This is a genomic window from Pseudodesulfovibrio hydrargyri, from assembly GCF_001874525.1.
Lineage (GTDB): Bacteria > Desulfobacterota > Desulfovibrionia > Desulfovibrionales > Desulfovibrionaceae > Pseudodesulfovibrio > Pseudodesulfovibrio hydrargyri.
On sequence record NZ_LKAQ01000005.1, the window covers coordinates 81,971 to 100,005 of the forward strand.

16 protein-coding genes are annotated in these 18,035 nt (G+C 63.5%); 7 read left to right on the forward strand and 9 right to left on the reverse strand.

Going from position 1 to position 18,035, the window contains the following annotated elements; all coding sequences use genetic code 11:
* Nucleotides 1–38: 38 nt before the first annotated feature.
* Both ilvC and BerOc1_RS17725 read left to right on the forward strand, forming a co-directional pair.
* Nucleotides 39–1,028 carry a ketol-acid reductoisomerase gene (ilvC, locus tag BerOc1_RS17720; protein WP_071547251.1) on the forward strand — a complete coding sequence of 330 codons (990 nt, stop codon included), beginning with the start codon at nucleotides 39–41 and terminating at the stop codon, nucleotides 1,026–1,028.
* Nucleotides 1,029–1,410: 382 nt separating this feature from the next.
* The gene (locus BerOc1_RS17725; RefSeq protein ID WP_242653090.1) at nucleotides 1,411–1,956 is read left to right on the forward strand and encodes a DUF2179 domain-containing protein; all 546 of its coding nucleotides are present in this window, start codon (nucleotides 1,411–1,413) and stop codon (nucleotides 1,954–1,956) included.
* 28 nt (nucleotides 1,957–1,984) lie between these two features.
* Here BerOc1_RS17725 and BerOc1_RS17730 read toward each other — a convergent pair whose 3' ends face one another.
* Together BerOc1_RS17730 and BerOc1_RS17735 are read right to left on the reverse strand one after the other, a co-directional pair.
* Nucleotides 1,985–2,764, reverse strand: a complete 780-nt coding sequence (locus BerOc1_RS17730; protein WP_071547253.1) for an acyl-CoA dehydratase activase — start codon at nucleotides 2,762–2,764, stop codon at nucleotides 1,985–1,987.
* Entirely contained in the window at nucleotides 2,761–4,038 is a 1,278-nt protein-coding gene (locus tag BerOc1_RS17735; protein ID WP_071547254.1) for a double-cubane-cluster-containing anaerobic reductase, read from the reverse strand. Before BerOc1_RS17735 ends, BerOc1_RS17730 begins: the two co-directional genes overlap by 4 nt.
* 509 nt (nucleotides 4,039–4,547) lie before the next feature.
* Here BerOc1_RS17735 and BerOc1_RS17740 point away from each other — a divergent pair.
* The 5 genes from BerOc1_RS17740 to BerOc1_RS17765 all read left to right on the forward strand — a co-directional run bounded on the left by BerOc1_RS17740 (nucleotide 4,548) and on the right by BerOc1_RS17765 (nucleotide 10,652).
* Entirely contained in the window at nucleotides 4,548–4,937 is a 390-nt protein-coding gene (locus BerOc1_RS17740) for a winged helix-turn-helix domain-containing protein (RefSeq protein ID WP_071547255.1), read from the forward strand.
* Nucleotides 4,938–5,085: 148 nt separating this feature from the next.
* Nucleotides 5,086–8,127: a formate dehydrogenase-N subunit alpha gene (gene fdnG, locus BerOc1_RS17750; protein WP_165610840.1), complete on the forward strand. Its 3,042-nt coding sequence runs from the start codon at nucleotides 5,086–5,088 to the stop codon at nucleotides 8,125–8,127.
* An 11-nt stretch (nucleotides 8,128–8,138) separates the two neighbouring features.
* A complete protein-coding gene (locus BerOc1_RS17755) occupies nucleotides 8,139–8,873 on the forward strand; it encodes a 4Fe-4S dicluster domain-containing protein (protein ID WP_071547258.1) in 735 nt (244 codons plus the stop codon).
* Nucleotides 8,874–8,948: 75 nt separating this feature from the next.
* On the forward strand, nucleotides 8,949–9,863 hold the full coding sequence (locus tag BerOc1_RS17760; protein WP_071547259.1) for a formate dehydrogenase accessory protein FdhE: 915 nt from the start codon (nucleotides 8,949–8,951) through the stop codon (nucleotides 9,861–9,863).
* Nucleotides 9,864–9,866: 3 nt separating this feature from the next.
* Nucleotides 9,867–10,652, forward strand: a complete 786-nt coding sequence (locus BerOc1_RS17765; RefSeq protein ID WP_071547260.1) for a formate dehydrogenase accessory sulfurtransferase FdhD — start codon at nucleotides 9,867–9,869, stop codon at nucleotides 10,650–10,652.
* Between the two features lie 221 nt (nucleotides 10,653–10,873).
* Here BerOc1_RS17765 and BerOc1_RS17770 read toward each other — a convergent pair whose 3' ends face one another.
* Genes BerOc1_RS17770 through BerOc1_RS17800 form a run of 7 tightly spaced genes read right to left on the reverse strand, consistent with a single transcriptional unit; the run spans nucleotide 10,874 to nucleotide 18,027 of the window.
* Nucleotides 10,874–11,437: a chalcone isomerase family protein gene (locus tag BerOc1_RS17770; protein WP_071547261.1), complete on the reverse strand. Its 564-nt coding sequence runs from the start codon at nucleotides 11,435–11,437 to the stop codon at nucleotides 10,874–10,876.
* Between the two features lie 10 nt (nucleotides 11,438–11,447).
* Nucleotides 11,448–12,314 (reverse strand): alpha/beta fold hydrolase, encoded by an 867-nt coding sequence (locus BerOc1_RS17775; RefSeq protein WP_071547262.1) that lies wholly within the window; start codon nucleotides 12,312–12,314, stop codon nucleotides 11,448–11,450.
* A 4-nt stretch (nucleotides 12,315–12,318) separates the two neighbouring features.
* On the reverse strand, nucleotides 12,319–12,723 hold the full coding sequence (gene tsaA, locus BerOc1_RS17780; protein ID WP_071547263.1) for a tRNA (N6-threonylcarbamoyladenosine(37)-N6)-methyltransferase TrmO: 405 nt from the start codon (nucleotides 12,721–12,723) through the stop codon (nucleotides 12,319–12,321).
* 11 nt (nucleotides 12,724–12,734) lie between these two features.
* A complete protein-coding gene (thiL, locus tag BerOc1_RS17785) occupies nucleotides 12,735–13,682 on the reverse strand; it encodes a thiamine-phosphate kinase (protein WP_071547264.1) in 948 nt (315 codons plus the stop codon).
* 16 nt (nucleotides 13,683–13,698) lie between these two features.
* Nucleotides 13,699–15,843 (reverse strand): ATP-dependent helicase, encoded by a 2,145-nt coding sequence (locus BerOc1_RS17790; protein WP_071547265.1) that lies wholly within the window; start codon nucleotides 15,841–15,843, stop codon nucleotides 13,699–13,701.
* Complete coding sequence (locus BerOc1_RS17795; RefSeq protein ID WP_071547266.1) at nucleotides 15,844–17,142, reverse strand: alkaline phosphatase family protein; 1,299 nt, start codon at nucleotides 17,140–17,142, stop codon at nucleotides 15,844–15,846. It abuts the gene before it with no gap.
* Between the two features lie 3 nt (nucleotides 17,143–17,145).
* A complete protein-coding gene (locus BerOc1_RS17800) occupies nucleotides 17,146–18,027 on the reverse strand; it encodes a DUF2156 domain-containing protein (protein WP_071547267.1) in 882 nt (293 codons plus the stop codon).
* Nucleotides 18,028–18,035 lie beyond the last annotated feature (8 nt).

The following is an 18,035-nucleotide window of genomic DNA, read 5'->3' on the forward strand; positions in this document are numbered from 1 at the left end:
GTCCCAAGTGGGGCAAACAATATCGAGGAGAAACTCCCATGAAAGTGTATTACGAGAAAGATGCGGACCTGAGCCTTTTGAAGGACAAGACCGTGGCCGTGGTCGGCTACGGCAGCCAGGGCCATGCCCATGCGCAGAACCTGCGCGACTCGGGCGTCAACGTCATCGTGGCCCAGCGCCCCGGTGGCCCCAACTACGACCTGGCCAAGGAGCACGGCTTCGAGCCCATGTCCGTCGCCGATGCCGCCAAGCAGGCCGACATGATCATGATCCTGCTGCCCGATCAGTATCAGGCCGCGGTCTTCAAGAATGAAATTCTCCCGTACCTCGAGGACGGCAACATCATCGCCTTCGGTCACGGCTTCAACGTCCACTTCCAGCAGATCACCCCGCCTGCGGGCGTGGACTGCGTCATGATCGCCCCCAAGGGCCCCGGCCATCTGGTGCGCCGCACCTTCACCGAGGGCGGCGGCGTTCCCTGCCTGGTGGCCGTGGCCGCCGACGCCTCCGGCAAGGCCACCGATATCGCCCTGGCCTATGCCAAGGGTATCGGCGGCGCGCGCTCCGGCGTGATCAAGACTTCCTTTCGGGAAGAGACCGAGACCGACCTGTTCGGTGAGCAGGCCGTGCTCTGCGGCGGCCTGACCGCCCTGTGCAAGGCCGGTTTCGACACCCTGGTCGAGGCCGGATACCAGCCCGAGATGGCCTACTTCGAGTGCCTGCACGAGCTCAAGCTGATCATTGACCTCATGTACGAGGGCGGCATGTCCATGATGCGCTACTCCATCTCCGAGACCGCCGAGTACGGCGACTACGTCGTCGGTCCCCGCATCATCACCGACGAGACCCGCGAGGAAATGCGCCGCGTGCTCAAGGAGATCCAGGACGGCACCTTTGCCCGCAACTTCATCCTGGACAACCAGGCCGGCCAGGTCGGCCTCAAGACCATGCGCCGCATCGGCGCCGAGACCCAGATCGAGGAAGTCGGCGCCCGCCTGCGCAAGATGATGAGCTGGCTCCAGAAGTAAGCTCGTCCCGCAATGGCTATTCAAGGGCGGTCCCGATCGGGGCCGCCTTTTTTTCGGTCGATTTTAAGGCTGAAACTGAAGGCCGCTTCGCGGCGTTTTCTCGGGGTGGCTTCGCCTCCGGCGGGCAAGGGCTCGCCCCCTTGCATCCCATGCTGCGCCTGCGGCGCGGTTTGTTTTTATTTTCAGTAGGTTCTTTGCTGTGGGAAGGGCTGTCTTCAAGGGCTGTGGTCCATACATTTTTGTAGGCCGAAAAATGAGTGTGAAATTGTCACATTTTTCCCCCTGATTTTCCCTTGACCCATGGGTCAAAGATGCATAGTGCTCGCTCTCCAAAATCGAATTCGAGGGTGAGATAATGACTTTGGATGTCCTATTTCTCGGCTTGGCCATATTTCTCCTGGAAGTGATGGCCCTGACCATCGGCACCGTGCGGACCATCGTGACCATGCTCGGAGAGTCGCGCGCGGCCTTTCTTCTCGGCTGCCTGGAAATGACCCTGTGGGTCTTCGGCACCTCGGCGGTCATGACCAAGGTGGGCGACGCGCCCGTGCTCGGCCTGTTCTACGCCGTGGGCTTCGCCACGGGCAACGTGGTCGGCATCCTGGCCGAGAAGAAGCTGGCCCTGGGCAACGTGGTGGTGCGCATTATCAGCGCCTGGAAGGGCGGCGAGATCGCCGACGCCGTGCGCCGCGCCGGATTCATGATCACCACCGTGGCCGGAGAGGGCTCCGAGGGCGCGGTCACGGTCCAGTTCGTGGTCTGCAAACGCAAGGACATGAAGCTCGTCCTGGGTGAGGCCCGCCGGGTCGATCCCGACCTGTTCTACACCTTCGAGACCGCTGGCGGGGCCAGCGAAGTGCCCAGCCCGTCCGAAAGCCGCATGGACAAGGTCCTGCGGCCCATCAGGCGGCTCGTTCCGCAGATCTGATCGTATTTTCCCTGGCGGTTGAAGGGAGCTAGCGGGCGTCGGCAGCGTTGCCGTGATGGCGGTGCAGGGCCGCGCCCAACGCGCCCATGTGGTCGGGATTGTCCGGGACCAGGATGTCCCGGCCGATTTCGCCGCCCACGCTCTTGGCCAGCAGGTCGAGCACGCACGGGTTGTTGGCCACGCCGCCGGTGAAGACCAGGGGGAAGTTCAGCCCCACCCGTCGGAGCATGTTGGCCGTGCGCTTGACGATGGCCTTGTGCAACCCCAGCGCGATGGCCTCGGGCCTTTCGCCGCGTGCCATGAGCGAGGTGGCCTCTGTCTCGGCGAAGACCGTGCAGATGGAGCTGATCTCTGGCGGGTTCTCGCCCTTCATGGCGTAGGGCCCGAATTCCTCCACCGGAATCTGGAAGACTCCGGCCGTATATTCCAGGAACTTGCCCGTCCCGGCCGCGCAGCGGTCGTTCATCTCGAATTTTAGGACTCTTCCGCCCGCCAGGGACATGGCCTTGGTGTCCTGCCCGCCGATGTCCAGGACCGTGCGCGCCTCGGGAAAGAGGTGCGCCGCGCCCAACGCGTGGGCCTTGATCTCGGTGATGGTCGAGCACTCGCAGTCCAGGCCAAGCCGCTGGATGAGATTGCGCCCGTAGCCGGTCCCGACCAAGGAGGCGGGGCGCAATCCATCCAGCAGTTTGAAACACTGGGAAACGGGATCGAAGGTGGTGGGGAGCTTTCTCGCCTCGGCCACCACGCCGTCGATCAGGGTGACCAGCTCAATGGAGCGGGACCCGATGTCCAGGCCCGCGATCACGCAAGGGTCTCCACGAACGCCTCGATGCGCGTCTTGAGCTGCTCCACGTCCTCCATGGAGTAGTCGGTCTCGATGGACAGCATGGGGATGCCTTCCACCTGCAACGCCTTGTCCACCTTCATGGATTCGTGGGAGTACGGCTGGCAGAAGAGCAGGCTGTAGTGGATCACGCCGTCGGCCTTGAGGTCCTTGGCCAGGCTGGTGATGTTGTCCAGCCGCTCCTGGTTGGGGGTGAAGCAGGCGCAGTCGATCTTCATGTAGCGGTCGGCTATGGCGTCGATCATCGCTTCCAGGGTCTCGCCCGATTCATCCACCAGGTCCCGCGAGTTGCGGGTGCCGATACACGATTCCTCGCCCACGATGACCGCGCCGGAGCTCTCCACCACGTAGGGCAGCTTCCAGTTGGGCACGGCCATGGGACAGCCCGAGAGCATCAGCCGGGGGGTGTCGGCCGGGGCCACGCCGTCGCCGGTCTCGATGCGCGCTTCCAGTTCGTCGCACAGCTCGTTGATCTTGGCCGTGAACCGGACCGGATCGTCGTAGAAGCTGATCTGGTTGACCAACAGGGCGTCACGGCCGGAAATGGGGGCCGGGGAGGCGGCCCGCAGGCGGGTCAGCCTTTGCAGGGCCCGGCGTTTGCCGTTGATGACCTTGATTCCTTCCTTGAGCTTTTCGGCAGTGATGGTCACGCCGGTCAGCTCCTCAACGGCCTTCATGTAGCGCAGGACTTCGGACTTCCACAGGTCGCGGGCGGCCTCGGACTTGGTCTGGGGGACTTCCATGACGTAGGTGGGGGCGATCTCGTTGAACGCCTCGTAGGCCTTCTTCTTGCCGTCGCAGGTGGTCTCGCCCACGATCATGTCCGAGGACTCGATGTACGGGCAGAGCTTGGCCATCTTGAAGCCGATGAAGGACTTGATCAGGGCGCAGGTGTTGCGCGGCACGAGCTGTTCGGCCAACTCGCTGCCCGCCTCGGCCCCGGCGCACAGCCCGACGTGAATGGCGTCGGCGGCCAGGGTGATCTCCTCGGGCACGAACACGCAGAAGGTGCCCACGACCTTGCGGCCTTGCGCTTTGGCGTCCTGCAGCTCCTTGATCCGCAGGCCGTGCACCTCGGATAGGACGAAGTCGAGGTATTCAGCTCCCTTGAGCCGGTTCTCCTGGGACAGGTAGATGTCCCCGTAAAATTTGCCGAGCACCTCGAGCAGGCCGTCGTGCGCCTCGAGGTCCATATTCAGTTTTTCCCACATTTCGTGATGCGTGCTTTCGGACATTCGGTACTCCCCGAGGTGGACGTTGTGGACGGTTCAGATATTGATTTTGGCAATGCGAACCAAGTGAGTTTTCTATTTTTAAAACCCGGCTGGCAACAGGAAAATGCACTTCTCAACGATTCGACACTTTTTTTGTATCCGGATACAAAAATGAATGCTTCTCTGTAACATACCGTTTTAGTATGGCAAATTTTAAGACCGCAAACAGGGGGTATTTTTCGGTCTTGTCTTTTCCCCGCTGTTTACCTCTGTATTTGAGTATGTTGCAGGTGTGTTAGTGTCAAAACGTTGTGCAGTTGCGAGTGTGTTGTGGGTCTCCCGCGAGTCACCTAGGAAATGGTTATGTCTATGTGAGCATAATGGCGGTGTGGATGACCCGTGCCGTCTGTGCGTTTGATTTCGCGCAATCCGGCGCAGCCCCTTGCGGGGGCTTGTCGGAGGGCGATGTCCGGTTCCGGGGCGGCCCGAGGCCGGATGGGATTCCCGCCACGCTCACGGGGAGGTAGACCATGCTGGATGCGAGATCGACCAAGAACGTTTGCGGCAAGAACAATCCCACCATGCGCATGCACCTGTGGTTCGAGACCGAAGGGGGCGTCCTGTTCGGCCTGGGCCGGTTGCAACTGCTCATGTCCGTGGAGGAACACGGCTCCCTCAAGGCGGCGGCGGAGGCCTTGGGCATGTCCTACCGGGGCGCATGGGGCAAGATCAAGACCACCGAGGAGGCCCTTGGCCGCAAGCTCATCGAGCGCGCCTCCAACCGGCGCGCCGGGTACCATCTGACCGCCTTCGGTAAATCCATCGCCCAGTGCTACGACAAGTGGTATCGGGAAGTTGAGGCCTTCGCGCTCTCCAAAAGCCATGAATTCTTACCTTTTCCGCTCGATCAGTACAAGTGAGCGCATTCTTGTGTTTTTCAACGTGCTAATAATAACAAGTTGAATTGATTGGACTTAATGTTATCGTGGCGGCGACTGGGCATATCGCCCGGTAAAGCAACGGCCGGACCGGAATCATGGTCCGGCGCATAACAAGGAGGCCATAGGTATGAAACTCGACCGCCGAAGCTTCATGAAGCTCGCAGGCTCCGGAGCGGCGTGTCTCACCCTCGGACAGCTCGGAGTCAGTCTGACCCCGATCAAGGCCTACGCGGCGGAGCTCAAGATCTCCGGCGCCAAGGAGGTCGTGACGGTCTGCCCGTTCTGTTCGGTGAGCTGCCACATCATCGGGTACGTCAAGGACGGCAAGCTCGTGAACACCGAGGGCGACCCGGACTACCCCGTCAACGAGGGCTCGCTGTGCGCCAAGGGCGCGGCCATGTTCACCATGACCACCAGCCATCACCGGCTGCAGAAGCCCCTGTATCGCGCTCCCTACAGCGACAAGTGGGAAGAGAAGAGCTGGGACTGGATGCTCGACCGCATCGCGCGGCGCATCAAGGACACCCGCGACAAGGACATCATCCTCAAGGATGACAAGGGCAAAACCGTTAACCGTCTCGAATCCATGTTCCTGCTGGGCACCTCCCACGCGGGCAACGAGGAATGTGCCATCGCCCACCAGGCGATGCGCGGCCTGGGTGTCGTCCACATGGACCACCAGGCGCGTATCTGACACAGCGCCACAGTTGCGGCTCTGGGAGAGTCGTTCGGACGCGGTGCGATGACCAACCATTGGATCGACATCAAGAATGCCGATGCAATCCTTATCATGGGCAGCAATGCTGCCGAACATCATCCGATTTCGTTCAAGTGGGTGTTGCAGGCCAAGGACAAGGGAGCCACGGTAATGCACGTGGACCCGAAGTTCTCGCGCACCTCCGCGCGCTCGGATTTCCATGTCCCCCTGCGGTCCGGCACGGACATCGCCTTTCTGGGGGGCATGATCAAGTACATTCTCGACAATGAAAAGTACTTCAAGGAGTACGTCGCCAACTACACCAACGCGGCCCTGGTCGTGGGTAAGGATTACGGGTTCAAGGACGGTATCTTCACCGGCTACGATCCCAAGACCCGCTCCTACGACAAGAGCAAATGGGGCTTCGAGATGGACGCGGACGGCGTCCCGGTGCGCGACGTCAGCCTGCAGAACCCCCGTTGCGTGTTCCGGCTGATGCAGGAACACTATTCCCGTTATGATCTGGACACCGTTTCGGCCACCACCGGCGTGTCCAAGGAGAACCTGCTCAAGGTGTACGAGGCCTTCGCGGCCACCGGCAGGCCGGACAAGGCCGGAACCGTCATGTACGCTCTGGGCTGGACCCAGCACACCGTGGGCGTGCAGAACATCCGTTCCGCGGCCATCATCCAGCTGTTGCTGGGCAACATCGGCGTGGCTGGCGGCGGCATCAACGCCCTGCGCGGCGAGCCCAACGTCCAGGGGTCCACGGACCACACCCTGCTGTACCACATCATTCCGGGTTATATGGCCATGCCGCACAACGGCTGGCAGACCTACGACGAGTACATCAAGGCCAACACCCCGGTCAGCAACGACCCCATGTCCGCCAACTGGTGGCAGCACAAGCCCAAGTACTTCGCCAGCCTGCTCAAGGCCTGGTATGGCGATCACGCCACCAAGGAAAACGGCTTCTGCTACGAACTGCTCCCGAAGATCGAAAAGGGCGAGGACTACTCCTACATGTTCCTCTTCGACCGGATGTACCAAAACAAGATCCGTGGCGGAATCATCATCGGCCTGAACCCGATGAACTCCGTGCCCAACACCAACAAGGTCCGCAAGGCCTTGGACAATCTGGAGTGGCTGGTCACGTCCGAGCTGCATCACTCGGAGACCACCGACAACTGGCACCGTCCGGGCGTTGATCCCAAGACGGTCAAGACCGAGGTCTTCCTCCTGCCTTCGGCCCACCGGCTGGAGAAGGAGGGATCGGTGACCAACTCCGGCCGCTGGCTGCTGTGGCACTACCAGACCATCAAGCCCGCCTTCGAGGCCCGCTCCTTCGGCGACCTGTTCTGCGGGTTCATGAAGCGCGTCCAGGCCCTGTACGGGAAGGAGGGCGGCACACTGCCCGAGGCCGTCACCTGGCTTGACTACCCCGATGCCTACGACCCGGACGACCTCTGCCAGCGCATCAACGGCCGTTTCACCGCCGACTCCAAGGTCGGTGACAAACTGTACAAGAAGGGGCAGCAGGTGCCTTCCTTCACCGCGCTCAAGGACGACGGCTCGACCATGAGCCTGAACTGGCTCTACGCGGGCAGCTACACCGAGGAAGACGGCAACAAGTGCAAGCGCCGGTCCACCAAGCAGACCGAGATGCAGGCCAACATCGGCCTGTTCCCGAACTGGTCCTGGTGCTGGCCGGTCAACCGCCGCATCCTCTACAACCGTGCCTCGGTCGACCTCAACGGCAAGCCGTACAATACGGCCAAGGCGGTCATCGAGTGGAAGGACGGCAAGTGGATCGGCGACGTGCCCGACGGCGGCTGGCCTCCCATGGCCAGCGGCAAGGGCAAATACCCGTTCATCATGTCCAAGCACGGCCTCGGCCAGATATTCGGCCCCGGTCGGCAGGACGGCCCGTTCTCCGAACACTACGAGCCGGTCGAGACCCCGGTGGATTCGAACAAGTTCTCCAAGCAGCTTAACAGCCCGGTGTACAAGTTCGTTTCCTCCAACATGGACAAGCTTGCCAAACCCGCTGATCCCAAGTACCCGATCGTGCTGACCACCTACAGCCTGACCGAGCACTGGTGCGGCGGCGGCGAGACCCGGAACGTCCCGAACCTGCTCGAGGCCGAGCCCCAGCAGTACGTCGAGATGAGCCCGGAACTGGCTCAGGAAAAGGGCATCAAGAACGGCGACGGCGTGATCATCGAATCCGCCCGCGGCAAGGTCGAGGCCATCGCCATGGTCACGGTCCGCATGCGGCCGCTCAAGGTGCACGGACGTATCATCCATGAAATCGGCATGCCGTTCTGCTTCGGCTGGACGACTCCGGGAACGGGCGACGCCACCAACAGGCTGACGCCTTCGGTGGGCGACCCGAACACCACCATTCCCGAGTACAAAGCCTGTTGCGTGAACGTTCGCAAGGCCGACAAGCTCACCGAGCTGGCAACTTAAGGAGATGCGCCATGCCTAAGTCATTCTTGATAGACACCTCCCGCTGCACCGCGTGCCGCGGCTGTCAGATAGCCTGCAAGGAGTGGCATGAACTGCCCGCCAACAAGACGACCCAGTACCATTGGGGCAGTCATCAGAATCCGCAGGACCTGAATCCCAACAACTACAAACTCGTTCGCTTCAGCGAACACCTCGAGGACGGCGTGATCCGCTGGAACTTCTTCCCGGAACAGTGCCGCCACTGCGTTGTCCCCCCGTGCAAGGAGCTGGGCGACGTGTACGTCGAGGAGGCCATCGTCCAGGACGAGAAGACCGGTGCGGTCCTCTTCACCGAGAAGACCAGGAAGTTCTCGAAGGAAGAGGCCGAGGAGGTCCGTGAGGCTTGCCCGTACAATATCCCGCGGCGCAACGACCAGACCGGGCTGATGAGCAAGTGCACCATGTGCAACAACCGGGTGCACGCGGGCATGCTGCCCGCCTGCGTCAAGGTTTGCCCCACCGGGACCATGAACTTCGGGGAGCGCGAGGAGATGCTGGCCCTGGCCGAAAAGCGCCTCGCCGTCCTGAAGGAGAAGTGGCCCAAGGCCATGCTGGCCGATCCCGACGACGTCAACGTCATCTATCTGCTTATCGACGAACCCGTGAACTACTTTGATCATGCGGTGGCCGAGGCCAATGTCGGCCCCATGTCGAAGAAGCAGTTCCTCGCCACCCTGGCAAGACCATTCAAGGCCATGAAGGCATAACCTGAAACTGTCTCCGCAAGCGGCCGGAGCGCCTGAAAGGGCGCTCCGGCCCGAAGCGGGGAAGCGGAGAACTCCATGAAATCGGCTTCCGACCGGAAAACAGTTGTCTCGACCCTCGACGCCATCAAGAAACGCGCTCCCGCCTACACCGAGCTGGCCGACAAATTCGGTCCGCTGTTCCTGGAACAGGCCCGGTTGAGCGAGGAGCTCGCGGACGAGGGGCTGGCCCTGCCCGAGATCGACACGGCGCGCGCCAACCAGGGCGTGCCCATCCTGGTGGATACGGACCTCGCCCCCTGGGCCGAGAGCCTGAAGAAGTCGGCGGCGGCCATGCTGCCCCTGCTCTTCGACGTGCTCGGGCCCGACCCGGAGGCGTGGCAAAAGCTCGAACGGTTCATGGCCGACTCCAACGACATTGCGGGGCTTGCCCAGGCCCGGATCGAAGGCAACTGGAAACACTTTGAGAGCACCTCCGTACAGCTCGGCATCACACCGTACACCAAGCTGCTGTATATTTCAGAGACCGTTTTCTCGCCTGTCCTGCGCGCCGTGGCCGCAGGTCTGGGCGAGCCCCTCTCCACGTTGGGCTGGGACGAGGGCTACTGCCCCGTGTGCGGGGCAACGCCTTCCATCGCTCAACTCTCCCCCAAGGAAGTGACCGACCTGGACCAGCTGGTCGGCGGCGGCGGAAAGAAATTTCTGCACTGTTCCCTGTGCGGCCATGACTGGCGCTACAAGCGCAACGCCTGTCCGGCCTGCGGCAACGACGAGAATGATTCACGCGAGGTCTACTACCAGGAGGACGCCCGGTTCGAGCGCGTCGAGGCCTGCCACAAGTGCGGCAAGTACTGCCTGAGCATCGACATGCGCGAATGCGAGCCGCTGCCAGACCTGGACGTCGCCCAGATCGGGCTGATCCATCTGGACATGTTCGCCCGCGACCACGATCTGAGTCCCATTTCCACGACCCTTTGGAACAGCCTGGAGTAGGCCATGGCCCCATCGTCGCATCTCAGGGCCGTGAGCGGCCAGGCGGAACCCAAGCGGATGGAGCAGGCCGAAGTCCGCCCCATGCAGCTGGCCTGCCCGGTGACCATCCAGCGCTATTCGGACGGCAAGCTGTCCTTCAAGGACGACCAGATCGCCGAGGAGGCGGACATCCGCCTGACCGTCAACGGAAGGGCCGAGGCCGTCCTGGCCCGGACGCCGGGCGACGACCTGAACCTGGTGGCGGGCTATCTGTTCGCCCAGTCCAGGGTCATGTGTCCGGAGGACATCCTGAACATCGCCTTTTCCTATCACGGCCCGTCGCGTGTGGAAGTGGACCTCAGGGCCCCGGTGGCAGTGCGGCGCATCTACCCCTCGCCCCGGCCGGTGCACATCGCTCCGGAGCTGCTTTTCGACCTGAAGGAGGTCTTCGAGCGGCGGCAGAATCTGTTCAAGAACACCGGGTCCACCCATGCGGCTGCCCTGTTCTCGGCGGAAGGGGAACTGATCTCCTACGGGGAGGATGTGGGAAGACACAACGCCTTTGACAAGGCCGTGGGCCGGGCCCTGCTCGAGGGGACCCTGGAATCGGTGACCATCGCCATGCTCTCGTCGCGCCTGGCCCTGGAACTGGCCACCAAGGCGACCACCGCCAACATCCCGGTGCTGTGCGGGTTCTCGGCCGCGACCAGCTCGGCCATCACCTTTGCGGAGCGCAACAACCTGAGTCTGGTCGGACGCATCCGGGGCAACTCCTTCAACGTCTACGCCAACGGCTGGCGGTTTCGGTAGAGGCGAGGGGAAAGCCGCTTCGCGGCGATTGTCGGGTGATTTTGCCTTGATTCGCCCCGTCCTGGGGCTCACCCCCTCGGGGCGCCGGGAAACCCGGCGTCCAAATCAGCTGTCCTGCGGATTTGTCGGCGGGCGGCACTAGCTCTTTGGCGAGTCATCGAGCCTTAGAGATAGCGACGGCAGCGATAGGGGGCGCACCCTTGCGTCCCCGTTTGTGCGGGCTATTTTTCGCCCAGGATTTGTTTTTTGAAGGTCTTGCCCGGGCCCGGTTTGGGGCCGATCCAGGTGGCCAGGATGGCGTCGGCGAAGTCCTTGCCCGGGATGCCGCCCTTGGGCTGCCCGGCGACCATGACGTCGGTGCCCGTGGCCGGATCGTAGGTGAACCCCATCTCCTGGCCGTCCTTGATGTCGGTCATCATGTCGTTGAGCTGGTCGAACTTGTCCCGAAGTTCGGGGGTGATGGTTTCGACGTTGGCCTCGAGCCCGTCGATCCACGCCTCCCGGATGGCCTTGGCGCCCACGTCGCGGACAAAGTGCATGACCATCATGCGCGGCGTTTCCTTTCGTTGGATCGCTTCGGGATCGCCGGATTTTTCCGTCAGGTACAGGCCCGCCACGTAGACGTCGAAAACGAACTTTTCGCGCAGGGCGATGCCGTTGAGCACAAGCTTGTGCGCGCCCACCTCCACGGTGTCGGGCAGGGTCACGCCCGCCAGCTCGGCCGCTTGGGCCGGGGAGAGGCAGAGCAGGATCAACAGCAGGGCGGCGCAAAAAATCCGTTTCATAGAGGCCTCCTCAGGCATCCAGGGTGTCCAGGAATCCGGTGACGGTCCGGTTGAACTCTTCGGGTTGTTCATAAAACGGCATATGGCCGCTTTGGTCCAGGATGACGAAACGCGCATCGGGCAGGGTGGCGGCCACGAACCGGCCGGTGGACGGGCCGTAGCACATGTGCAGGGAGCGGCCGTAGACCACCAGGGCGGGCACGCCGACCGAGGGCAGCACGGGCGTGTAGTCTCGCCGGGCGTAATCCTCGTAGATGGAGGCGGCCGTCGCCGGGTCCGTCTTGAGTTGCTCGGCGACCATCCATTTCAGGGCATGTCCCGGCGCATGGCCCGGCAGGAACATGGAGCCGACGAACCGCTCGGCGAATTCCCTGCGGTCCGCCTTCATGGCGGCCAGGTCTTCGCGCATGGCCTCCTCGTTGTGCCCGTGGCATTTGTGCACGTTCCAAGGGGCCGGGGACATGGGGTAGGGACCTGTCTCCACCAGCCCGAGCCCGGCCAGCCGGTCGGAGCCGAAACGGTGCCAGTATTCCAGGGCCACGGAACCGCCCATGGACCAGCCCACGAGCAGCGCACGGGCCAGCCCCAGCGCGGTGATCACCTCGCGCACGTCCAGGGCGTAGCGCGGGACGTTGTGGCCGCGCGGCGTGGACTGGGAGCGGCCGTGGCCGCGAAAGTCGATGGTCACCACCTGGCAGCTGTCGGCCAGCTGGGCCTGGCGGCGCCAGAACAAGGAGCTCATGGTCCAGCCGTGGAGCAGAACCACGGGGATACCCGTGCCGCGAATCTCCACCCACAGGCGCACGCCGTCGGTGGTCCGGACCCAACCGCCCACCTGGCTCTCGCCGGTGGTCTCCACGGCTTCGAACCGGTCCATCCGGCTACTTTCCCCGTGGCTTGGGCTTGATGTCGATGACCGGGGTGCCGTCGATGGCCTCCAGCGGCTCGACCACCAGGGTCAGGGGGGCTTCCATGGCCACCAGGGTGACGCGGTGCAGGCCGATGGGATTGGGACGGGCCGGGGAGCGGGTGGAGAACACGCCGCGCACGGGATTGTTCTTGTTGCCCCGGGGGTGGACCTTGAGGACCGTGCGGTCGGATTTATGGAACCAGGTGAAGAGTTCGAGCTTCGCGCCCGGCTTGAGTCCGTCCAGAGCCTCGGCATAGGCCGGGTCCATGACGATGCGGGCGCGCACGGCTCCGGCCTCGTCCTCCATCTTGGGGGCCGAGTCGAGGTTCTTGATCTCGGATTGTATGGTGCCGATGATGACCAGTTCCTTGTCCATGGGGCCTCCCTTTATTGGCTGAAGTGGTCGAATCCGGGGTTGTCGAAGGGCTTGGCGTTGAGGACGATGCCGGGCTCCCTGGTGACCGTGCCGATCTCCGTGTAGCCGGGCACGGACCGCGCCTTGCCCGCGTCGAACGGCGAGACCGCGCCGAGCAGGGCGTAGTCCTCGCCGCCGAGCACCGCGAATTCCAGCGGGTCGAGGCCTGCCTTCTTGCACCAGGCGTGCACGTCGCCGTGCAGGGCCTCGGGGTCGATGGTCAGGTTCGCGCCCAGGTCAGGGCCCGTGAAGCGGGGCAGGTCGCGGGCAAGGCCGTCTGACAGGTCCATGAGCCCCTTGACGCCCGCGGCGTTGAGCAGGGTGCCGATCATGACCTTGGGCTTGGGCCGCAGATGGGCCATGACCGCGGCGGGCAGGGTCTCTCTCGCCTTGATGCCCTCGGCTTCCAGGGCCATGAGCCCGGTCCGGGCCAACCCGATGTCCCCCACGGTGAACAGGATGTCGCCGTATGCGCAGTTGCCGCGCCGCAGAAAGCCGGTGGCGCCGGGCGCGCCGAAGGCGGTGATGGACACGCCCAGCCGCTTGGAGCGGCTCAGGTCGCCGCCGGCCAGGACCATGTCGTTCTGCCGGGCCAACCCGGCCATGGACTTGAGGAATTCGTCCCAGAACGTGTCCGGCAGGTCGGCCGGCGCCATCAGGTCCATGGTGAAGGCCACGGGCTTGGCCCCCATGGCCGCGATGTCGCTGATGTTCACGGCCAGGGCCTTGTAGCCGATGTCGGCGGCCGAGAAATAGCCGCGTCGGAAGTGCTCGTCCTCGAGAAAGAGGTCCGAGGTGACGCAGTAGTCGGTCCCGCCGCGCAGCACGGCGCAGTCGTCCCCCCGGCCCAGGGCCAGGAAATCGTGCTCGCGGGAAAAGTGGCTGTCGATCAGTTCCAGAAAGTGTGCTTCGCTTCGCATGCGTTTGTATACTCCATCAGAGCAGTTCCAGATAGTCCCCGATGATGACCTTGAGGCCGAACCCGGGGAAGTTGACCCTGTATTTGTTCGGTTCCAGTTGGGCGACGATCTTGCCCTTGCCGAAAATCTTGTGTCTGCAGAACCCGAGTTTGGACGGGGCGACCTTGGGCCGTGCGGGGGCGGCATCGTCCGCCTTGTCGCCGTCAGCCAAGGGCACGGCCGGATCGGGCAGGGTGTACACGGACCGCCGCCGGGTCTCCAGGTTGCCGCCGTAGGACTCGTTCAGCCGCTCGAAGACCGTGTCGGGCAGCTCCAGCACGAACGGGCTGGGCAGGGTCGGGTCGGACATGCCGCTGGCCCGGTTGTAGACCGAGCCGGGCACGAACAGCCTGAGCTCCTCCTTGGCCCGGGTGCAGGCCACGTACATCAGGCGGCGTTCCTCCTCCAAATCCTCGGCCCGCTGCATGGCCTTGCGCGACGGGAAGCGGTCCTCCACCAGGTCGATGATGATCACCGCCGCCCATTCGAGCCCCTTGGCCGAATGGACCGTGGACAGGACCACCGCGTTTTCCTTGCGCTTTTCCTCGTCAGGGTCGCCGTCCAGGGACAGGTCGCCGATGAACTGCTCCATGTCCTGGTAGCTCGCCGCGATCTGGCTGAGCTGTTCCAGCCCGGCCTGGCGCTTGGGGTAGTCGTCCGGGTATTTCTCGATGAGGATGGGCTGGTAGAAGGCGAGCACGGCCTCGAGGATGGTGGACGGTTTCATGGGCCCGGAGCGCAGCCGGTCCAGTTCGGTCAGCAGTTCCTTCAACGGCTCGTGCTTCTTGACCATCTTGGCCATGTACTTCTTGTCGCCCGAATGCATGGCCTGGTAGATCTTGGCCACGGTCTTGGGGCCCACGCCCTTGATGTGTTCCATGGCCCGCTGCCAGGCGAGCAGGTCGTGGGGGTTGAGGATCAGCCGTATGTAGGAGAGCACGTCCTTGACGTGGGCGGCCTCGTGGAAGCGGATGCCCCCGAACTTCTGGTAGTCGATGCCGATGCGCGTCAGCGCCACTTCCAGCGGAAAGGACTGGTAGCCCGCGCGGAAGAGCACGGCCACGTCGTGCAGCATGTGCTTGCGGCCCAGTTCCAGGATCTGGTCCACCACCAGCCGGGCCTGGGTCTGGTCGCTCAGGGGGTGGACCACCTGGGGCAGCTTGTCGCTCTTGAGGTCCGAGTACAGGTGCTTGTCGAACTTGGTGGTCGCGCCCTTGAGGATTTCGTTGGTCAGGTCCAGGATGGGCTGCACCGAACGGTAGTTCTTCTCCAGTCGGATGACCTTGGCCCCTTCGAATATCCTCGGAAATTCCAGAATGTTGGCCACGTTGGCCCCGCGAAAGGCGTAGATGGACTGGGCGTCGTCGCCCACGGCCATGACGTTGCCCTTGGTCCCGGCCAGGTGTTTGACGATGCGCGCCTGGACCAGGTTGGTGTCCTGGTACTCGTCGACCATGATGTAGCGGTAGCGGGCCTGGAGCTGGTTTCTGAGCGGCTCGTTCCCCGCCAGCAGCTCGTCCAGGAGGAAGAGCAGGTCGTCGTAGTCCACCAGGGCGTGCTCGCGCTTGAACTGGGCGTAGCCGTCGGCGATGCGCTGGATATCCTCCAGGTAGGGGCTCAGGTGGTACGCCTCGCGCTCCATGACCGCCTCGATGGTCAACTCCTTGTTCCGGGACTTGGTGATCATGTCCAGCAGGGTGGCCTTCTTGGGATAGGAACGGTCGCCCTTGCCGAGCTTGAGCAGGTCCCGGACCTCCTTGCAGATGTTTTCGCTGTCCGCCCGGTCCATGAGGGTGAAGCCGGAATCGAAGCCGATGTCCGTGGCGTTGCGCCGCAGGGTGGCGTAGGCGAAGGAGTGGAAGGTTCCGCCCGAGGTCCCGTGCAGGGGGCGGCCGAGGATGGTCTCGGCCCGGGCGAGCATCTCTTGGGCGGCCTTGCGGGTGAAGGTCAGGAGCAGGATCTGGGCCGGGTCCACGCCCTGGTTCACCAGATGGGCCAGCCGGTAGACGATGGTTCGGGTCTTGCCCGAGCCGGCCCCGGCGATGACCAGCACCGGCCCCTCGGTGGCGGTCACGGCTTCGCGCTGGGCCTCGTTCAGTTCGTTTTCGAAGTCGATGATCATTTATTCCGTGATGTCGAAGTGTTGCAGTATGATGCGCCCGACGTCCCGCATCCGTTCGGGCCGCGCGCCGTCGGAATCGGCGAAAATGGCTCCGTCCACCGTATGTGTCCCTGTGCGTCCATGCAAACCAAAAATATTTCGGCGATCGAATTTGGCCTTCAGGTCGAACCCGGGCCTGGCCTCGGCGACCAGGTCAGGGCATTGGTCCGAGGTCGCGCCCGGATAGAGGTCCGCGCCCCGATGCACGGCCTTCATGACCGGTTCGCCCTCGTATTTCAGCGCCATGAGCCCGTCCGCGATGCGCCTGAGCAGCCCCTCGCGCTCGACCGGCCCCACGGTTCCGCGCGCGAACCGGCTGCGCTCGTGAAGATAAATGCGGCCGGGGTCCAGGACAAAGGCCTTGGATTCGGGGGTGATCTTCGAAGCGTCCCATTCGTCCCGCGGCGGCCCGGACAGGGAGAGCAGCCCGGCCCGCATGAGCCAGGTGTTCAGGCAGACCTCGGTCTTCAATTCGGTGAAGCCGTGGTCGGCCAGGACCAGGAGCCGCTTGGGACCGGGCAGCGCGTCGTATAGTTCCAGGAACCGGCCCAGGGCGTGGTCCCAGTCGGCCAGGAAGCGCATGCACGCCATGTGGTTCGGATGGTTGGCGTGGAGTACCGCGTCCATGTGGAAGTGAAAGAGCCGGTCGGTCTCGGTGAAGACGTGCACGAACAGGTCCCAGGCCAGGTCGGGCCAGAGCATGTCCAGGGCGGCCAGCCGGGAATCGAGCGTGGCGCGCAGTTCGTTCAGCAGATAATCCAGGTCGGCCCGGCCTCGGCTGGTGTCGGCCTCGAGTTTGTAGCCCGCCTCATGGAGCTTGTCGGCCAGAAACGGCGGGTAGGCAGCGCCGCGCAGTTCCGGGGCCACGAACCCGGCCACGAGCATGCCGCGCAGGGGGCGGGCCGGGTAGGTGTTGGGCAGGTTGACCACCCGCGAGACCAGGCCGCGCCCGCCGAGCCGGTCGAAGATGGTCGGGCAGGCCACGTCCGTGGCTTGGGTGACGCGCAGCGCGTAGGTCTTCTGGTCCAGGTGCGAGAAGCCGAACACGCCGTGCGCCTCCGGGCCTTCCCCGGTGTAAAAGGAGGTCCAGTTCACCGGGGAGAGTTCGGGCCGTTCGGCCCGGACCGTGACCGCGTCTTCGACGAGCCTGCGCAGGTTGGACAGGGAACCGCCCAGGGAACGGGCGAGGTCGAGCGGCAGGCCGTCCAGGCCGAGGACGGCCAGCCTCGGGCGCGGCTCGGAGGGCAGGAGCAGGGACATGGGTTAGAGCAGTTCCGCCTCGAATTTTTTGAGAAAGAACGTGGGATTGTACGACAGCTTCGCTTTGCGCAGCCCCTCGTCACCGAGGTCCTGTTCGCGGTTGACGTTGGTGAATTCGGCCGCGTCGTTTTCCAGGAACATCTGGTTGATGGCCTGGTACACGCCCTTGAAGCGGATGTCGCCCTTTTCGAAGTGGATGACCAGGGAGTCCTCGCACAGCGGCTCGGCCACGGTGTAGGCGATGACCTTGCCGTCCACCCGGATGGTCGCGCCCATCAGCCCCTTGATCTGGTCGATGTGCTGGAGCACGCGGGTGATGGCGTGGTTCTCGGCCTTGAGCGCTTCGGACGGGTTGTTCTCCTCGTACCATTTGTACCACTCGTCCTGCATCTCCAGGACCTCTTCCACGCACTCCGGGGCCATGGATTCGTAGCTGTACGGGTAGTTCTTCTTGAACTGGTTGAGCAGGTTCTTCTTCTTGTGGAAGGTCTTGCCCTTGAGGGCGATGAGCTCCTCCACCGAGTAGACGTAGTCCCAGTGCTCGCGGCTCTCGGTGATGGTCATCCTGTTGCCGTAGGCGATGGACCACAGCCGGGTCAGTGCCTCGGGCACGCGGACGAACTTCTTGCCTTCGGTCATGGCCCGGCAGCCTGCCCAGTCATAGTCTTCCCACGGGCCGACAGGGGCCCAGCAGATGGTTTCGGGTCTGGTCTGGCGGATGAAGCACAGGCCGCTGTGGAAGGCCCATTCCAGGCCGTAGTGGTCCGCCCAGCCGAAGACGTTGGCAAAGGAAAAGTCGCTGGTCAGCAACTGCGGGCAGCCGGTCAGGGCTTCGTGGTATTCGTCCTGCCGGTCCAGTGAAATGGGTTCGAAGCTCAGGGTCATGGACAATC